Origin of the sequence: Oceanobacillus sp. E9 (genome assembly GCF_001741975.1) — a bacterium.
GTDB classification, from domain to species: domain Bacteria; phylum Bacillota; class Bacilli; order Bacillales; family Amphibacillaceae; genus Oceanobacillus; species Oceanobacillus kimchii.
Genome location: NZ_LSNA01000011.1, coordinates 17,502 through 34,947, shown reverse-complemented (window position 1 = coordinate 34,947; position 17,446 = coordinate 17,502). Strand labels below are relative to the sequence as shown.

The 17,446-nt window shown below is 37.1% G+C and carries 24 protein-coding genes and 2 pseudogenes; 23 read left to right on the top strand and 3 right to left on the bottom strand.

Features of this window, described 5'->3' with window-relative positions:
- Together AQ616_RS20005 and AQ616_RS20000 are read right to left on the bottom strand one after the other, a co-directional pair.
- Positions 1-114 (bottom strand): annotated as a pseudogene (locus AQ616_RS20005) (helix-turn-helix domain-containing protein); the annotation flags it as partial.
- Between the two features lie 135 nt (positions 115-249).
- Positions 250-612: pseudogene (locus tag AQ616_RS20000) on the bottom strand (helix-turn-helix domain-containing protein); the annotation flags it as partial.
- A 280-nt stretch (positions 613-892) separates the two neighbouring features.
- On the opposite strand from AQ616_RS20000, the gene AQ616_RS18620 reads away from it, so the two are divergent.
- The 16 genes from AQ616_RS18620 (at position 893) to AQ616_RS18545 (ending at position 12,636) form a co-directional block, all read left to right on the top strand.
- Positions 893-1,078 carry a helix-turn-helix domain-containing protein gene (locus tag AQ616_RS18620; RefSeq protein ID WP_069686565.1) on the top strand — a complete coding sequence of 62 codons (186 nt, stop codon included), beginning with the start codon at positions 893-895 and terminating at the stop codon, positions 1,076-1,078.
- Between the two features lie 2 nt (positions 1,079-1,080).
- A complete protein-coding gene (locus tag AQ616_RS18615; protein WP_069686564.1) occupies positions 1,081-1,275 on the top strand; it encodes a hypothetical protein in 195 nt (64 codons plus the stop codon).
- A gap of 28 nt (positions 1,276-1,303) precedes the next feature.
- Complete coding sequence (locus AQ616_RS18610; RefSeq protein WP_168156669.1) at positions 1,304-1,528, top strand: hypothetical protein; 225 nt, start codon at positions 1,304-1,306, stop codon at positions 1,526-1,528.
- A gap of 108 nt (positions 1,529-1,636) precedes the next feature.
- Positions 1,637-1,951, top strand: a complete 315-nt coding sequence (locus AQ616_RS18605; RefSeq protein WP_069686562.1) for a hypothetical protein — start codon at positions 1,637-1,639, stop codon at positions 1,949-1,951.
- A gap of 53 nt (positions 1,952-2,004) precedes the next feature.
- Complete coding sequence (locus AQ616_RS19735) at positions 2,005-2,475, top strand: hypothetical protein (RefSeq protein ID WP_069686561.1); 471 nt, start codon at positions 2,005-2,007, stop codon at positions 2,473-2,475.
- The gene (locus AQ616_RS18595; RefSeq protein WP_069686560.1) at positions 2,472-3,647 is read left to right on the top strand and encodes a DUF2800 domain-containing protein; all 1,176 of its coding nucleotides are present in this window, start codon (positions 2,472-2,474) and stop codon (positions 3,645-3,647) included. The genes AQ616_RS19735 and AQ616_RS18595 overlap by 4 nt, the downstream gene beginning before the upstream one ends.
- Positions 3,647-4,507, top strand: a complete 861-nt coding sequence (locus tag AQ616_RS18590; protein ID WP_205634392.1) for a DUF2815 family protein — start codon at positions 3,647-3,649, stop codon at positions 4,505-4,507. Before AQ616_RS18595 ends, AQ616_RS18590 begins: the two co-directional genes overlap by 1 nt.
- The gene (locus AQ616_RS18585; RefSeq protein ID WP_139136392.1) at positions 4,507-6,489 is read left to right on the top strand and encodes a DNA polymerase; all 1,983 of its coding nucleotides are present in this window, start codon (positions 4,507-4,509) and stop codon (positions 6,487-6,489) included. Before AQ616_RS18590 ends, AQ616_RS18585 begins: the two co-directional genes overlap by 1 nt.
- A gap of 11 nt (positions 6,490-6,500) precedes the next feature.
- Positions 6,501-6,716: a hypothetical protein gene (locus AQ616_RS18580; RefSeq protein ID WP_069686558.1), complete on the top strand. Its 216-nt coding sequence runs from the start codon at positions 6,501-6,503 to the stop codon at positions 6,714-6,716.
- Entirely contained in the window at positions 6,709-7,002 is a 294-nt protein-coding gene (locus tag AQ616_RS18575) for a MazG-like family protein (protein WP_205634393.1), read from the top strand. Before AQ616_RS18580 ends, AQ616_RS18575 begins: the two co-directional genes overlap by 8 nt.
- Positions 6,995-7,285 (top strand): hypothetical protein, encoded by a 291-nt coding sequence (locus tag AQ616_RS18570; protein ID WP_069686557.1) that lies wholly within the window; start codon positions 6,995-6,997, stop codon positions 7,283-7,285. Before AQ616_RS18575 ends, AQ616_RS18570 begins: the two co-directional genes overlap by 8 nt.
- Positions 7,282-7,689 carry a hypothetical protein gene (locus tag AQ616_RS18565; protein WP_069686556.1) on the top strand — a complete coding sequence of 136 codons (408 nt, stop codon included), beginning with the start codon at positions 7,282-7,284 and terminating at the stop codon, positions 7,687-7,689. Before AQ616_RS18570 ends, AQ616_RS18565 begins: the two co-directional genes overlap by 4 nt.
- A 20-nt stretch (positions 7,690-7,709) precedes the next feature.
- The gene (locus AQ616_RS18560; protein WP_069686555.1) at positions 7,710-10,154 is read left to right on the top strand and encodes a virulence-associated E family protein; all 2,445 of its coding nucleotides are present in this window, start codon (positions 7,710-7,712) and stop codon (positions 10,152-10,154) included.
- A 298-nt stretch (positions 10,155-10,452) separates the two neighbouring features.
- Positions 10,453-10,740 (top strand): VRR-NUC domain-containing protein, encoded by a 288-nt coding sequence (locus tag AQ616_RS18555; protein WP_069686554.1) that lies wholly within the window; start codon positions 10,453-10,455, stop codon positions 10,738-10,740.
- Positions 10,730-12,109 carry a DEAD/DEAH box helicase gene (locus tag AQ616_RS18550; RefSeq protein ID WP_069686553.1) on the top strand — a complete coding sequence of 460 codons (1,380 nt, stop codon included), beginning with the start codon at positions 10,730-10,732 and terminating at the stop codon, positions 12,107-12,109. The genes AQ616_RS18555 and AQ616_RS18550 overlap by 11 nt, the downstream gene beginning before the upstream one ends.
- Positions 12,110-12,111: 2 nt before the next feature.
- On the top strand, positions 12,112-12,636 hold the full coding sequence (locus AQ616_RS18545; RefSeq protein WP_069686552.1) for a hypothetical protein: 525 nt from the start codon (positions 12,112-12,114) through the stop codon (positions 12,634-12,636).
- Positions 12,637-12,769: 133 nt separating this feature from the next.
- Here the strand turns inward: AQ616_RS18545 and AQ616_RS19730 are convergent, their stop codons facing one another.
- The gene (locus AQ616_RS19730; RefSeq protein WP_168156668.1) at positions 12,770-12,928 is read right to left on the bottom strand and encodes a hypothetical protein; all 159 of its coding nucleotides are present in this window, start codon (positions 12,926-12,928) and stop codon (positions 12,770-12,772) included.
- Between the two features lie 119 nt (positions 12,929-13,047).
- Between AQ616_RS19730 and AQ616_RS18540 the strand changes: the two genes are divergently transcribed.
- The 7 genes from AQ616_RS18540 to AQ616_RS18510 all read left to right on the top strand — a co-directional run bounded on the left by AQ616_RS18540 (position 13,048) and on the right by AQ616_RS18510 (position 17,445).
- Entirely contained in the window at positions 13,048-13,458 is a 411-nt protein-coding gene (locus AQ616_RS18540) for a hypothetical protein (RefSeq protein ID WP_069686551.1), read from the top strand.
- A gap of 156 nt (positions 13,459-13,614) precedes the next feature.
- Positions 13,615-14,088 carry a hypothetical protein gene (locus AQ616_RS18535; RefSeq protein WP_069686550.1) on the top strand — a complete coding sequence of 158 codons (474 nt, stop codon included), beginning with the start codon at positions 13,615-13,617 and terminating at the stop codon, positions 14,086-14,088.
- A 155-nt stretch (positions 14,089-14,243) separates the two neighbouring features.
- Positions 14,244-14,492 (top strand): hypothetical protein, encoded by a 249-nt coding sequence (locus AQ616_RS18530; protein ID WP_069686549.1) that lies wholly within the window; start codon positions 14,244-14,246, stop codon positions 14,490-14,492.
- Complete coding sequence (locus tag AQ616_RS18525; protein ID WP_069686548.1) at positions 14,473-14,772, top strand: hypothetical protein; 300 nt, start codon at positions 14,473-14,475, stop codon at positions 14,770-14,772. The genes AQ616_RS18530 and AQ616_RS18525 overlap by 20 nt, the downstream gene beginning before the upstream one ends.
- A 2-nt stretch (positions 14,773-14,774) precedes the next feature.
- Positions 14,775-15,146: an HNH endonuclease gene (locus AQ616_RS18520; RefSeq protein WP_069686547.1), complete on the top strand. Its 372-nt coding sequence runs from the start codon at positions 14,775-14,777 to the stop codon at positions 15,144-15,146.
- A gap of 86 nt (positions 15,147-15,232) precedes the next feature.
- Positions 15,233-15,748, top strand: coding sequence for a phage terminase small subunit P27 family (locus AQ616_RS18515; protein ID WP_069686546.1), 516 nt, complete (start codon positions 15,233-15,235; stop codon positions 15,746-15,748).
- Positions 15,745-17,445: a terminase large subunit gene (locus tag AQ616_RS18510; RefSeq protein ID WP_069686545.1), complete on the top strand. Its 1,701-nt coding sequence runs from the start codon at positions 15,745-15,747 to the stop codon at positions 17,443-17,445. Before AQ616_RS18515 ends, AQ616_RS18510 begins: the two co-directional genes overlap by 4 nt.
- Position 17,446: the final 1 nt, after the last annotated feature.

Here is a 17,446-nt window from a genome sequence, read left to right as displayed (position 1 = left end):
TCAATCCCCCTGCTGTTGTCTCTTAGACCTTACAAACTCCTTAAAGCGTTCAATCTCTTCGCGTTCTTCTTCAGTCCATTCTTCCCCGTCGTGATGAGCTGCTATTGTTTCTACTTGTTGATTATTCTCCTTCATCGCATCTTTGAACTTTGCCTTCTCAAATTCAACAAAGGCGTTTACATCCCCTCTAAAATACTCATGTATAGTTTCATCGTACATATCGTACTTAACAAGATGTTCCTGTACCGTCATTCCAAACACGTCAGTAATTGCCTTTAACTGTTCTGAATTTAACGGAATGAGGTCTTCTTCTATTTCTTGTAATGTACTAACGGGTATATCAGACTCAATGGCTAAAGTTTCTATTGAAAGGCTTTGTTCTTCTCTTTCATCTTTGATGGTCCAGCCTATATCATAAATACTTCCCCATCCTATTATTTCATCAAGAGTGACTTTAAAATAATTTGCGACTTTTTGAAGCTTATCTATAGAAGGAGAATTTGTATTCCATCTGTACATGGAACCCTTCCCTAGACCAAGCCCTTTTTCTAAACTCGGTATTGAGATACCGTGTTCTCTACATAGAGACTGTATATTTTCCAATATAGACATGTTTACACTCCTAACCAAATGACAATAAAAACTGCAAATTTACATTTATATATTGACAAACTGTATATATGCAGTTATTATTGTCATTAACAGCTTAATTATTCGCAAAAAGACAATAAAAAACTAGAGGTTCTACGAACCATTCTTGAAAATCGTCGCCCAACGATTGTTATTTATTGTGCCTTCTTAGACTATATTAGAATATTTTCAGTCGGTAGTCAATAATTAAGCTGAAATTTAACCTATTTTTCTACATTATTTTCAGAAAGAGGTGAAAAGAATGACAAATTATACTGAGTTTGGAGCGGAAGCAAGGAAGTTAATGTTAAAGAAAAGCATCACATTAACTTCTCTTGCTAAAGAACTTGGTATTTCTGTTACTTATGTATCTGAAATTTTAAAAGGCACTAGAGCAGGTGATAAATACAGGAATAAAATAGCAGAAATTATCGGAATGGAGGAGTAAAAATGCCTCAGGTACAACAAAAACATTTTTATGATGCTAAGGATGTCTCACAGATTCTAGGCGTATCTGAAAGAACTGCTTATTATCGCATTCATGAGATGAATAACGACCTAAAAGCAAAAGGGTTTTATGCAGAACAAGGAAAAATACCAAAACTTTATTTTCATGAGAAGTATCCCTATATACCAAACAATTAGAAAGAAGGTGAATTAATTGTCGTTATCCATGTTTAAGGACGAACACCAAGTTAAAGCTACTAATCTACTAAACCAATTCGATAGAAACACGATGCAAGCAGCATTAAGTGTCGCAGAAGGTGATTTTTCAAAAGCAGCCACACATTACTTTAACAATGCACATATCTGTAATGAGTTGCAGTACATGAAAAATGAAAAAGAAACAATGGATCAGATTGTACGAGAAATGAAAGTTCACGGTATGACACCATGATAAAACGAATCGGTGAAAGTGGAGATTATTATGTCGGTTTGTTTATAGCATCTCTAGTAGGCTTTTATATTTGTTCATTTTTTTCCACCTGAAAGGAGGTGAAAATAGTTGTTGCTCTCAGGGTTATTATATAGCAAAAACGTAGAAGACATTACAGTATTGAAGCATTCAAAGAAGTATGTTGCTCAATCAAAAAATCCAACCTCACGATCTATGTTTGGTTACACAGTTATTAAATTGAATGAGGATGTAACTTTTCATGTTGGATGGAGAAAAGATGATTTGAAAGAGTATAAGGCTTTAAAAGGAGAATATCTTGCACAAACAATAATGCAACCTCCAACAGTTATAAAAAGTTGGGACGAGTTAAGACGTAGTTTTAAAGTATTTAGAAATGAAAAACCCACTGACGGCAATCAGTGAGCTTAAACAATCATATTTAAATTTCATTTTACTTGAAAGGGGAAATTTTGACAATGGAAATTACCGTAAAAATCGATGCACCAGGATTAGAAGGTGCTATTCATACACTAGCACAGGTATTAGCAAATTATGATTTACCGAACCAAGGAGGAAATCAACAAGCTGCTGCAGTGGAACAACAGCCACAACAAGAGCAATACCAAGAACCTGTACAGCAACCTGCGTATCAGCAAGTACCAACACAACAAACACCGGCACAACAGCCACCAGTGCAACAGCAACCGCCGGTACAACAGCCACCAGTGCAAGAACAAGCACCGCAACAAGGGGCAGTACCAACAAGCAACCCGTCTTATGGAATGGAAGAATTGGCGAAGGCTGCTTCACAGTTAATGGACGCAGGTAAACAATCAGAACTTGTTCAACTTCTTGGAGAGTTCAATGTACAAGCTTTAACGGCTTTACCACAGGAGCAATATGGTGCGTTTGCTATGAAACTCCGTGATCTTGGGGCTAAGATATGAGCAACGTAATAGATCACGCATCCAGGAGCCATGCTTTATTATCTGCTAGTTCCGCCGTGCGCTGGTTAGCTTGTACACCTTCTGCAAGATTAGAAGAGCAATTTGAGGATAAAGGTAGTCCTTATGCTGCAGAAGGAACACTTGCCCATGAAATAGCAGAGTTGAAGCTTAGAAAATACTATACAGAAGCAATGGCAAAAAGTACATTTACTCGTCGATTGAACAAGCTGAAAAAACAGGAGCATTACCAGGAAGAAATGTTAAAACATACAGATACTTACTTGGAATATCTTCAGGAAATAACATTGGCAATGGATAGTGTACCTTATGTCGCAATAGAGAAAAAGGTGGATTTCAGTTCTTACGTACCTGAAGGGTTTGGGACTGCTGACTGCATCATTATTTCCAAAAACACCTTGTATGTGAATGATTTTAAATACGGAAAAGGCGTACAAGTTAGTGCGGAAGATAATCCGCAAATGAAGTTATATGCACTTGGTGCTTATCTGGAATACAGTTTCCTTTATCCAATTGAAAAAGTGCATATGAGCATTGTACAACCTCGTTTAAATAGTATTTCAGAATACGAGATTACTATACAGGAACTTCTGCAATGGGGTGATGAAATAAAACCTATTGCGGATAAAGCTTTTAAAGGAGAAGGGGAATTTTCACCAGGGGATCACTGTAAATTCTGTAAAGCAAAAGCAGTATGTAGAGCAAGAGCAGATGAGTATAGTGCGTTGGATGATTTTCACCAAATGAAACCACCTTTAATTAGTAATGATGAAGTTGGCCTGATATTAGAGAAGGCGCAAGGCCTTGATAGCTGGGTAAAAGCGTTAAAAGATTATGCGCTTAAAGAAAGCTTAAAAGGTAATGAAATACCTGGATGGAAAGCAGTTGAAGGTAGAGGATCTAGAAACTTTATTGATCAGGATAAAGCATTTAAAGAGTTACAAGAGAAAGGGATTAAAGAAGCTATGCTTTTTGAACGTGTCCCTTTAACGGTTCCAAAGATTGAAAAACAACTTGGTAAAAAAGAATTTAGGGAACTTGTTGAAGATGCTGGACTTGTACAAAAGTCACCTGGTAAGCCTGCACTTGCAAAATCATCTGATAAACGCCAAGCAATTACGAATCAAGTAGATGCAAAGGATGATTTTAAATAGTGGGTGAAATAGCAGATTATCATGTAGAACAATTTGCTTCAGGTAACTGGGGCGTGCCAACAAATAACAACTATCAAAGGAGAGATTCAGTAATGGAAAATAACACTCGTATCGTAACAGGAGAAGTTCGTTTCAGTTTTGTAAGTTTATTAAACCCTCGTGAGGATCAATATGGTGGAGCACCGAAGTATAGTGCAACTATCTTGGTACCGAAAACAGATACAGCGACGAAAGCAAAAATCGATGCAGCTATCGAAGCAGCGAAACAAAAAGGCAAAGCGGAGAAATGGAACGGTGTAATTCCTCCAGTGGTGTCTACACCAATACACGATGGGGACGGGGTTAAACCTTCCGATGGTATGCCTTTTGGCGATGAATGTAAAGGGCACTGGGTATTTACAGCAACTACAGGCGTAGATTATCCACCAAAAGTAGTTGATGCTAACCTTAATCCAATTATGGATTCTACTGAAGTTTATAGCGGAATGTATGGAAAAATAGCAGTGAATTTTAATCCTTATTCGTTCCAAGGTAAAAAAGGTGTTGGTGTTTATATCAGTACCAATGTACAAAAAACTCGTGACGGCGAGCCTTTAGGTGCTAGTGCTCCTGCTGCAGATTCTGATTTTGGTGCAGTGCCTCAGCAACCACAAGCGCAACAGCAACCGCCGGCACAAGGATATGGCCAACAACCGCAACAAGGACAATATCAACAGCCACCTGTTCAACAACCTAATTACAATCAAGGGCAATATGGACAAGCCCCACAGCAAGGAGGATATCAACAACAGGCACCGCAGCAACCGCAAATAGATCCGATTACTGGCCAACCAATTAACGGTGGCGTGTATGGGGTATGATTACAAAATTAAATATCGATATTGAGACATATAGCAGTGTAGACATCAACAAGGCGGGATTGTACAAATACGTACAGTCCCCCGATTTTGAAATATTACTTTTCGCTTATTCCATAAATCATCAACCTACAAAAATTATTGATTTAGCACAAGGTGAAAAAATACCAAAAGAAATTATAGAGGCAATGAGAAATCCAAGTGTAACTTTACATGCTTATAACGCTGCATTTGAGTGGTATTGCTTAAGTAAACATTTTGGTTTAATTCTTCCGGAAGAATGGCTTCCGCAATGGCGAGATACGATGCTTCACGGAATGTATTGCGGATTTACAGCAGGGTTAGGACCAACAGCTAAAGCGGTAGGGCTTCCCCAAGATAAACGTAAATTAACAACAGGTAAAGCATTAATAAAGCTTTTCAGTACACCTACAAAACCCACTAAGAAAAACGCAGGTCGGACACGGACATTACCGCACCATGAACCGGAGAAGTGGGAGCTGTTCAAAGAATATTGTGTGCAGGATGTAGAAGTTGAAAAAGCAATTGAACAAAGACTATCTAAGTTTCCTGTTCCAGAAGCTGAACAAAAGATGTGGGAGCTAGATCAGCGAATTAATGTAGCAGGAGTAAAAGTAGATAAGCAGTTGATTGATGGAGCTTTATATTCAAGTGATGTGACAACAGATCAATTGACCAAAGAAGCTATTCAGATAACCGGTTTATCAAATCCAAACAGCGCAGCTCAATTAAAAGCTTGGTTAGAAAAACAGGGTGTAGAAGTAGAGAACATGCAAAAAGCTACTATTGAAAATTTAATCAATGAAGTTGACGGAGATATAAAACGTGTATTGGCAATTCGTCTTGAACTCTCCAAAACAAGTGTGAAAAAGTACAAGGCAATGGATGTAGCAGTTTGTGCTGACGGACGTGTACGAGGTTTACTACAGTTCTACGGGGCGAATCGTACTGGCAGATGGGCTGGGAGATTGGTCCAAGTACAAAACCTTCCAAGAAATTATTTAGATACATTAGGGTTCGCACGTAAATTGGTGCAAGAAAGACAAGTAGAAAAAATCAAAATGATTTACGGTAATGTACCGGATACGTTATCTCAATTAATCCGTACGGCTTTTATTCCTGAAGCAAGTTATGTACTTCTCATTTCTGATTTCTCTGCTATTGAGGCACGGGTAATTGCTTGGTTATCTGGTGAGCAATGGAGATTGGATGTATTTCAAACTCACGGAAAAATATATGAAGCCAGTGCTTCACAGATGTTTGGAGTTCCAATTGAATTAATTCAAAAAGGTAATCAAGAATATGAACTTCGTCAAAAAGGAAAGGTTGCAGAACTCGCACTTGGTTATCAAGGTGCAGCTGGTGCTTTAATTTCAATGGGTGCCTTGGATATGGGATTAACAGAAGAAGAATTGCCAGACGTAGTAAAACGTTGGAGATCTTCGAATAAAAGAATCGTAGATTTATGGTACTCATTAGAAAATGCAGCTCTTGCAGTTTTACGCACAGGCCAACCACAAGGGGTAAAGGGATTATTGTTACAACGTGAAAGTGATATAGAGAATGGTCTTGATTTTTTAACTATCACATTACCAAGTGGTCGTAAATTATATTATGCAAAACCATTTCTGCAAGAAAATGACTTTGGTAAAGATGCAGTACATTACTGGGGTATGGACCAGACAACGAAGAAATGGACAAAACTAAATACGTATGGCGGTAAATTAGTCGAGAACGTGGTACAGGCTATTGCTCGTGATTGTCTTGCTGAAACACTTGTAAGGATAGATCAAGCAGGATATCAAACGGTAATGCATGTACATGATGAAGTTGTCCTAGAAGTTCCAAAGGAACAGGCAGATTTAGAAAGAGTATATGAAATCATGGGTGCACCGATTAGCTGGGCACCAGGATTACCACTAGAGGCAGACGGTTTTATTTCGGAATATTACAAAAAGGATTAGGAGGGGTTTTAATGGGTGGAAGGCCTCAAAAAGAATGGGCTATTTATAAGGGAGATCAGTTTGTTTTTATGGGGACTACAAATGAATGTGCGAAAGAATTAGGGGTACATCCTGATACGATTAGGTTTTATAGTACACCAATTTACAAAAAGCGTTTAGAGAAAAGAGGTAATCTAGACAATTCTACTGTTGTTGTTGATTTAGGGGAGGTTCAGGAAAATGATTGATTCAAAGAGTATCAAGCAATTTTCACAAGAGTTACAAATCCGTACGGATGTGCTAAATGATATTCATTCTGAGCGTAATCGCCAAACCTACAAATGGGGAAAACAAGTACATGCTTATGCTGTTTGGCTAACGATTCTGATAGAAGAAGTAGGCGAGGTTGCCCAGGCTATTCAAAAAGGAAGTGTGGCTTCCAAGGATACTGATGCCAGTGATTTATATACAGAATTAATACAAGTAGCTGCGGTAGCCACAGCTATAGCGGAGCAGGTGAAAGAAAATGAGTGATCATCTTCAAAATAGTATTGTTTCATTTGCTGAAACTGCTAGAAGTCAAGAGGATAAAGGAATAAGTAAGTACGGTAAAAAATTAGATCCATTAGATGGTTATGATTGGTTGCAAATGGCCAAAGAGGAACAAGTAGATGGTTTTCAATATTTGGAAGCTGAAGCAGTGAAACGCAAGCATATTGCTACTCGAATTCGTGCTTTAATCGAACATTCCACATTAGCTAGGTGGTCTAAGTCAGAAATTAACCACTTGCTAGATGAATTGGAGGGAATTCAATGATACGGATTGTTGAAGGTTCTCTTGAGGAATCCAAAGAACAAATGAAAAAGACTATCTCCATCGTGAAAGGAGAAGTCTCCAAGTTTAAACGCTCTGTTCGGCCTTCTAATCGTTGCAAGAGTCAGAAGGAAACCATCGCTAAACATGAGGCATTTGTACACTTTTTCCGAGTTTCACAAATGCAGCCTGTCTATATAGATAATATATGCATTAACTATTTATTGTATACCCGATTTTTGAAGAAATTAAAAGACTATCAGATTAAGGAAACGATTCAAGATAACAGCTTGGTAGTTTCATATAGAAAAGGGTCCTCCAGTGGAAAATTAGTCTTACATGATATTACAGATAAATTGGACGGATTAACGTTTTTCCCTCGAGGAGTAATAGAAAGTAACGGTTGAAATAGAAAGCAGGTGAAACAATGGCATTACAGTACGACAGACAAATAACAATTTCCGCTGGGGCTAGTCGAAAGGCTACCCAGTGGCCTGCTCAAGAATTATATTGGTCGGATATGTTAGCAAAGTTACAAATGGCTAGCCGTGGCAAAGAAACTCTAGAAGACTACCTGAAATTACCTAAACGAAAACAGGATGAATTAAAAGATGTTGGTGGGTTCGTTGGAGGAGAACTTCTTCATAATCGAAGGAAGGCAGCTAATGTATTAAGCAGAGACTTAATAACACTGGATCTGGATAATATTCCTGCAGATGGAACAAACGACATCTTAAAAAGGCTAGAAAGCCTAGGATGTGCTTATGCAACGTATAGTACCCGTAAGCATATGCCTGAAAAGCCTCGTTTACGTGTTATCGCACCTCTTAATAGAACAGTGTCTGCTGATGAATATGAACCGTTGGCTCGAAAGTTAGCTTCGATTATTGGTATCAGTTTTGCCGACCCGACAACATTTGAAGCTTCCCGACTGATGTATTGGCCAAGTTGTTCATCCGATAGTATTTTCGTATTCCAATATGCAGATAAGCCATTCCTAGATGCTGATGGTTTGCTTGGGATGTATGGGGATTGGAGAAACATACAAGAGTGGCCACAGGTTCCAGGTGATGATAATAGGCATGTGAAAATGGCTGCTAAACAAGGAGATCCAACAGAAAAGCGCGGAGTAGTTGGTGCTTTCTGCAGACAGTATGACATTTATGCAGCTATTGAGAAGTTTCTTCCTGGGGTTTATACCGAAGTAGACGGAGACAATCACCGCATGACATATATTGACGGTTCTACGGTTGGTGGAGCGGTTATTTATGAAGATGGTAACTTTCTCTATTCCCACCATGCGACGGATCCCTGCAGCGGTCGCTTGGTGAATGCATTTGATTTGGTACGTTTACACAAGTTTGGGGATGAAGATGACGAAGCAAAACCGGAAACACCGGTAAATAAGCTACCTTCTTTTGTTCAGATGAGTTCCTTTGCATTAAATGATGCAGGCGTTGCTTCTATTATTAACCAAGAACGATACGAGCAAGCAGTAGAAGATTTTGGAGATTCACCTTCTACACCTGCAAGTAAAGACGATTTGAACTGGATTCAACAATTAAAGATTAGTGCTTCAACAGGGCAACCGTTAAAAACGATTGAGAATATATTGATTGCTTTAGAAGGTGAAAACAATTTAAAAGGCAGAATTATGTTAGATGAATTCGCCGATTCGATTGTTGGTGTTGCACCTTTACCATGGGCACCACGTAATCATCAAGAGGGTTTGTTTAAATGGAGTGAAAAAGACGATTCTGGACTGATTATATACCTCGAAAAGATATTAGGGTTCCAGTCCAAGGACAAGCTTACACATGCTTTAAATCAGTGCGCTGCAACGCATTCGTATAATCCTGTCACCGATTATTTAAACGGCTTGGAATGGGACGGCGTAAAGCGACTAGATACGTTATTTATTGATTACCTGGGCGCAGCTGACAATCCGTATACACGGGCAGTAACGAAAAAATCATTTACTGCTGCTGTAGCAAGAGCTATGGAGCCAGGTGTTAAATACGATACCATGCCAGTACTTACAGGAGCACAGGGAATTGGTAAATCGACGTTTCTTCATAAACTGGGCATGGTATGGTTCAGTGATGCACTGGAAACATTTGAGGGCAAAGATGCAGCTGAACTATTACAAGGTGTATGGATCGTGGAAATTGGTGAAATGAGTGCTTATAATAAATCGGATTTAAACACGATTAAAGGGTTTTTAACTCGTACAGAGGACCAGTATAGAGCAGCCTATGCACGTAAAACAGAGAAGCATCCTAGACGATGTGTTTTCTTCGGTACAAGTAACCGAAGTGACTATTTAAAGGATCCAACAGGTGGGCGCCGTTTTCTTCCTATTGATGTTGGGTTACAACAACCAACAAAAGGTATATTCAAAGATTCCGATGTACCAGAACGTATTTTACTAGATGACGAAGTGAATCAAATTTGGGCGGAAGCCGTTTGGTATTGGCGGTTGGGCGAGTCCTTAATTCTAACGGGCGATCTTGCAGAAGAAGCAAAACGGCAGCAAGAGGGACATTCTGAACAAGATCCATGGGAAAGTGTTATCCAGGAATTTGTAGAACGAGAAGTACCGTTGGATTGGAGTAAAAAAGATATACAGGCTAGACGTATGTATTGGAGTAATGAATTTGGAGATAACCAAGTACAGACAGTTAAAAGAGACCGCGTTTGTGCAGCTGAAATATGGGTGGAGTGTTTCCATGAAAAAATGAACCGTTTAAAACGAGGGGAAACCATGCGTATTAATGATATATTGAGTAACTTAAACGGATGGGAAAAAAGGAAAAAACCCTTTAGATATGGCCCTTACGGGTTAGTAAAAGGCGGTTATGTAAGAGAATAATTTTGTATACTTTGCCTGTATACTTTGAGGTGTTTTGTATACCTTCCTAAAAAATGGAAATGTATACCTTGTATACTTTGAAAAACTAGAAGGTATACGGGAAGGTATACAGGCTAAACCCTTGATATATCTATATATATTACTATTTGTATACTTTGTATACCTTAAATATATAGAAATATATAAATAAAGTAATTAGGGGGTATAGGAGTATTACCTAAATACCTAAATAGCCTAATTATAAATCATACGCGTATATGAGAAAGAAAGTAGACAGTTTTGTTTTGGAGGTTCGAAGATGAGAGAAAAAGACATTGAAGAGTATCTTCGTAAAGAAGTTAAAAAAGAAGGAGGTAAAGCGTATAAATTTGAATCACCTGGAAACGATGGAGTGCCAGATAGAATAGTGATATTTCCAAATAACCGTATTTTCTTTATCGAATTAAAAGCACCAGGTAAAAAACCAAGACCTCTACAAGTTAAACAATTAAGAGATTTGGATAACTTGGGTTGCAAAACAAGTGTCATTGATACCAAAGAAAAAGTTAATAATTTTATAGAGTTGGTGAAGGATCATGAAATTTAAACCCCATAATTATCAGCTTTATAATATCAATCGTGTTCTATCAGACCCTTTTATCGCACTTTGGTTGGATATGGGACTAGGAAAAACAGTAATCACATTAACAGCGATAAACGATTTAAAGTATAACCGGTTTGCAGTGAATAAAGTTTTAATCATTGCCCCGAAAAAGGTAGCACAAGGAACATGGACCAACGAAGCCAAGAAATGGGATCACTTAAATCTATTACGTTTTTCAGTTGTTTTAGGATCTCAAGCAAAACGAATTAGAGCTTTAAACACACCTGCAGATGTATACATCATCAATCGAGATAATGTTGTTTGGTTAGTTGATTATTACCGTAACAGTTGGCCGTTTGACATGGTGGTTATTGATGAGTCATCAAGTTTTAAAAACCACCAGTCTAAACGATTTAAAGCTTTAAAAGGGATCCGACCACATATAAAACGCCAAGTGCAATTAACCGGTACACCTTCTCCTAATGGACTGATTGACATTTGGTCACAGATATATCTGTTAGACGGGGGCCAACGATTAGGGAAAACGATTGGCGGTTTCCGAGAAAGATATTTTGAACCGGATCAACGTAACCGAGATAGAATTTTCTCTTATGCACCAAAAGATGGAGCGGATAATAAAATTCATAGTTTGATAGGGGACCTTGTTGTCAGTATGAAAGCATCAGACTATATCGAATTACCTGCGGTAACGTATAACTCAGTTCCTGTCATCTTGGATGATAAAGCGAAAAAAGCATACGAGAAATTGGAGAAGGAAATGCTTCTAGAAGTTGATGAGGCAGAAATTACGGCTACATCTGCAGCAGTACTCGGAAATAAACTTCTCCAGCTGTGTAATGGAGCTGTTTATGACGAAAGCCGAAACATCATCGATATCCATAACAATAAAATGGAATCCTTCTTGGAATTAATCGAAGCATTAAATGGATCACCAGCTTTAGTCTTTTATAATTTCCAGCATGATAAAGCTAGGATCATTGAGGCATTGAAAAAGCAAAAGTTAAGAGTTCGAGAATTAAAAACTGCAGAAGATGAACTTGACTGGAACAACAAGGAGATTGATGTATTACTTGCACATCCTGCTTCAGCAGGTTACGGATTAAACTTACAACAAGGCGGAAATCATATTATCTGGTTTGGTCTTAATTGGAATCTAGAACTCTACCAACAAGCGAATGCGAGACTAGCAAGACAAGGACAAAAGGAAAAAGTATTTATTCATCGTCTTACTGTCATGGGAGGAATGGACCAAAACGTAGAAGAAGCTTTGATTGGTAAAGCAGCTAAGCAAGAAAGTTTATTATCTGCATTGAAAGCACGAATCGAAAAAGTAAAAGAAGAGGGGGCTTAATAATGCATTTAACAGAAAAGCAATTGAAACTAATTACGGATGTAGCTTCACAGAATGCGATTAAAGCTTACAGAGATTATACAGAGCAGCAACAACAAGAGAAAAAGGATAGGAGATTAAGAAATATAAAATTACTTCTTAAAAATTATCGGTCTTTTGTAAAACACTGTGATGACATCATAGAAGAAATTCAAGATTTGGACACAGAACTTGAAGTTACCTTACTTGATTCTGAAGAATTTGCGATAGAAGCAATTAAAAGAAGTAAACTCCGAACTTTGTCCATCGTAAGATTTACCCAAAAAATGATAAGAGTTTATGAAACTACCTGTGAAGAAGAAGGACCTGAAGCCATAAGAAGGTTTAAAGTGTTGAGAGAGCTTTACATCACCGAGCCTAAAAAGAGCATTAGAGAAGTTGCAAATGTCCTTTTTTTATCCGAAAAGACGATAAAGCGCGATAGAGATAAAGCAGTAGAAGCCTTGTCCGTCCTGATGTTTGGCGTGGATGCGGTAAAATTTAAGTGAATAAAAGAAATGTCCAAAAGATGTCCCTTTTTAGGGCTATAATCCGTGGTACAATGATAGTGTGCAAAAATTATATCTAAGTTTAAAAGGCATTCATCTAAAATGTGAATGCCTTTTTAATACATTTGAATAATTAATCGTTGGATTGAATCGCATCTTTTAACTCATCAAACTTATGATCTAACATAGATACGTTGTGTTCAGTACCAGAAGTATTGCTGCTTATGGTTTCTAATTCCTGATAAATTAATTTTAACAATGCAATGATTTCGTTAGCTTGATCTTCCTTCATTTTATCACCCCCTTTTATGGGTTATTCGACCTATAATTTAAAATTCCTGCTAAATAAAGAGGAATATTTACCTTTTTTGTCGAATAAAGAAGGGACTCATATTATAGGGAGGAAGATATATGGAACAAAAAATAATTTTTGGGAAATTACTAGGGGAAATTTACCGAATACAGAACAGAAATGGGTATTGTCCAGTTTCAGAAGGAAGAATTTACGGATTATTAAACGGTATTGAATCAGCTATAGATAAGGAAATTGAATCCAGTGGATTTTTATCTAATGAAGAACTAGGAAAAGTTGCTTATGTATTGGATGATTATTGGAAAGACCCTAACAAAATGGAAGAAGTCCAAGGATATTATAATCTAGAAGATGATTTTGAAAGAGCAGGATTGAGTAGAGGCCAAATAATCAAGGCATTAACATATTTTAAAGCTAATAGTCAGTTTAATGATTTAATAGAGAAATTTGACAGCGAACGATCTCCTGTAGAGTGTAAAACCTTTGAATTAGATGAATGGGATAAGTAATTTTGCAAAAGCACCTCAGTAGGTGCTTTTTTGTTGGGTGGATAGGGATAACGTTTGTTGGTGGGGGCTACGTAATGAATTTAAATATAGGTAAAATTATGCAGGAATTTCCTCCTTTTATGTCGAATTAATTGTATATAAAAGAGGAGGGGTTTCATGAATGAGAGCGCAGAAGTAATTGATAAATTAAGTAAGATGATTGAAATTCATCAGGAGAAAAGAGAAGAGTACGAAGAATTATTAAATGAACAAGAATTAACTTTGTACAGAATTATAGAAAGAAATAAAGATGTTTACAAGTGGATTGTTTCGCAGAAGAAAGCCTACCCATTTAAACATCCGGATTATGATAATTTTTATTATAAAGACGGGCCAGTGTTAGGGCATATTGAATTTGATTACTTAGATGCAATGATTGTATATGATGTTACTAAAGAAGATATTTTATTTGTGCCAATTGATAGTGATGAAGAACCCAAAGCATCAACGGTGAACTTCATAGTTAAAAATAAATACTTCCAGTCAGCTGTAAAGGGATTGAACTATATTGAAGAAATGTTTGAGGATTATATAAAAGTTATGGATGAAAGAGTAAATAAATTAACCCAACAAATAGAAAATGTTAAATAAGTAGTTAAGACATCTCAATAAGAGGTGTCTTTTTTATATTCAAAGGGATGATTAACATTTAGGGAGCAACCATTGGCATTTGTATGTCGAAGGGTAAGGGGTTAATCAATAGAGCAGCGTGGTGCTGGTCTAACTAAAATATAAGGAGTGCTTATATGTCTAAGTTATCTATGGATATAGTATTAGATAAAAATGCATCTACTAAATTAAAAGCTATATCTAAACATACTGCTGCATTAGCTGATGAGTTAGATCGTATAGATGCAGATACTTGCCCAGAATGTGGGGAGTTATGCGAAGTAACAGAATGTCATGCAGACGGAATGCCGGCGCATAAATCTTATATGTGTCATGTGTGTGGATACATTAAGAGGGAGGCAAACAATGAACAAAATAACCTGTGATGAATGCCGTCATGAATACGAACTAACTCATTTAAATACAAACCTTAAAGAACAATTACCTAACAACATTGAACGATATTATATTGAATGCCCTAACTGTAAAGCACAATACACAACTCACTATCTAGATGATGAACTGAAGAAAGTACAGGCTGAAATAAAACGGCTCCAGAAAATATACCCAGGAAAAGTAAAGCAGAAGAATAAGTTAGTAAGATTACGTAAGAAGATATTGCTAATGCATAACACATTAAAAGCACAGGTAGAAAACGGTGAATAACAATGGCCCATAAATCATTAAGACCTTGTGGAGAAATAGGCTGTAATAATCTCACCAGAAATTCCTACTGTAAAACGCATGAGAAAAACGTACAGAAAACTACAAGAGAATATAACACATACAAAAGAGATCCAAAGATTAATTCCTTTTACAAATCTACCAAATGGCAGAAGGTAAGAGCTGTAGCATTAGCCAGAGACAAAGGACTGTGCCAACGATGCATGAAGCAGGGTAGAGTACGGCAAGCACAAGTAGTTCACCATATCATTGAAGTTAAGACTGATTGGAGCTTACGTTATGTACTCGATAACCTTGAGTCACTGTGTCATGCTTGTCACAATGCCGAACACAAAAGTATCCCCCGGGGTAAATAATTTAAAAGCGCGTCTCGTCCAGAGCGTGCAGCCCTCAAACGCACAGAAATATCCGTTTTTAAAATTTTTTCAAGGAGGTGTAATTTATGGCTGGAAGAAACAAACAACCTTTATCTGTTATCCAGGGTAAGGGGAGGTCAAACCATTTAACAAAAGATGAAATCAAAAAAAGACAAGATCAAGAAAAGCAGATTAAAGGCTTCACAGATAATATCGAAGTTCCGTCATACCTAACCAAAAAGCAGAAAGAAGAATTTGAACATCTTTCTCATGAGCTAATTCGGTTAGGTATTTTTAGTAATCTAGATGTTGATAATTTAGCACGATACATTGACTCAAAAACACAGTATCTAGATTTGATTAAAGCAATGAAAAAGATTAAACCGACTGAAACAGTCACAATGAACGGTAAGTCAAAAGTAATTGCAAATGAAGACTATCCCGTTTTAATGAGATCTAAAAATAAACTCTTTAACGAATGCAGAACTGCTGCAAGTGATCTTGGCCTTACGATTACATCTCGTTTGAAATTGGTTATACCTAAAGCGGAAGATGATAAACCGATGACAGAAGCGGAAAAGCGCTTTAGTGGGAGACTATGAGCTTATTAGAAAGAGTTTTTAATTATTGTGAACAAATTATAAGTGGTGAGATCAAAGCTGGACAAAAACATAAGTGGGCAGTTAAACGATTCATTGAAGATTTCAATTCAGCTCAAGAAGAATCATGTTTCTTTTACTTTGATGAAAATGAATTGGAAGACTTTTATTGGTTTGCAAGAGAATTCAAGCACGTTGAGGGTGTACTAGCAGGGGAACCTATTGAATTGGTTGATTTTCAGTTATTCCTTGCAGCTAATATTTTCTGTTTTAAAAAGAAAAGCAATGGCGCTAGAAAGATTAGAAAAGTATACATTCAAATTGGTAGAAAAAATGCAAAGTCACAATTCTTAGCGATTGTGTCAGCATATGTAACTTTCTTTGGTGATGAAAAACATCGTGCTTTTATTGCTGGTTGGACTCGTGACCAATCATCAGAAGTCTATGATGCAGTTTTAACAGGTATTCGTTCTAGTGAGCTACTAGAAGAAAAATGGAATCAAGCATATGGGAAAATTACGATATTTAAAAATAGTTCCGTTATCATACCGTTGTCTAAAGAAGCTCGAAAAACTGGAGATGGGAAAAACCCTTCTGTTGGTATAGTTGATGAATACCACGCACACGAGACTAGTGAAATATATGACGTGTTAGCATCTGGGATGGTCGCAAGACGTGAACCTTTAATGTTTATAATAACAACAGCAGGATTCGATTTAAACAAACCTTGTTTTAAAGAATACGAATATGTTAGTAAAATACTAGATCCCGATCAGCCACAGGAAAATGATGAATATTTTGCTATCATTTGCGAACTTGATAAGGATGAGGAAGGGAACCTTCTTGATGATATTAAAGATGAATCTAATTGGATAAAAGCTAATCCTATTGTAGCGACTTACGATGAAGGGTTAACTGCTATAAGGTCAGAGTTAAAAGTTGCTCTAGATCAACCAGAAAAAATGAGGAACTTCCTAACTAAAAATATGAATGTATGGATTGATTCAAGGCCTAACGGATACATGAAGATGTCCAAGTGGAAAACTGCAATTATAAAACCAAAAGATGTGTTGCCTTATCCTGTTTTTCTTGGGTTAGATTTATCCAGTACAACAGACATAACAAGTATAGGAAAGGTTTTTCAGCTACCTGAAAGAAAATTTATTATTCAACAACATTCGTTTATGCCTGAAGATAAGTTGAATGAGCGAATGAAAACCGATAATGTACGCTTTGACTTGTGGAAAGCCCAAGGATATATAACAACAACACCTGGTAGCGTAGTCGATTATAGTTATGTCGAACAACACATTTTAGATATGAGAGATCAAGGTTACAACATAATTGAAATTGATTACGATAAATGGAATGCTACTCACTTAGTGCAAATTTTAGAGAATCACGGTTTTACGATGGTTGAGATACCACAATTTTTAAGGCATTTGTCTTCTGCTACAAAGGAATTGCGAAGTGGTGCATATCGAAAAGAGGTTAATCATTTTGATGATCCTTTATTGCATTGGGCTTTAAGTAATGCTGTTACGAAACAAGATGCACAGGAAAATATTATGTTGGATAAAGAGAAATCAACTGAAAGGATTGACCCTGCTGCTGCTGTTATAAACGCCTTTAGTCGTGCAATGGCAGGCGAACAAACTCAAGATTTAAGTGCGCATTTCTTAAATAATTGGAGGATGTAAA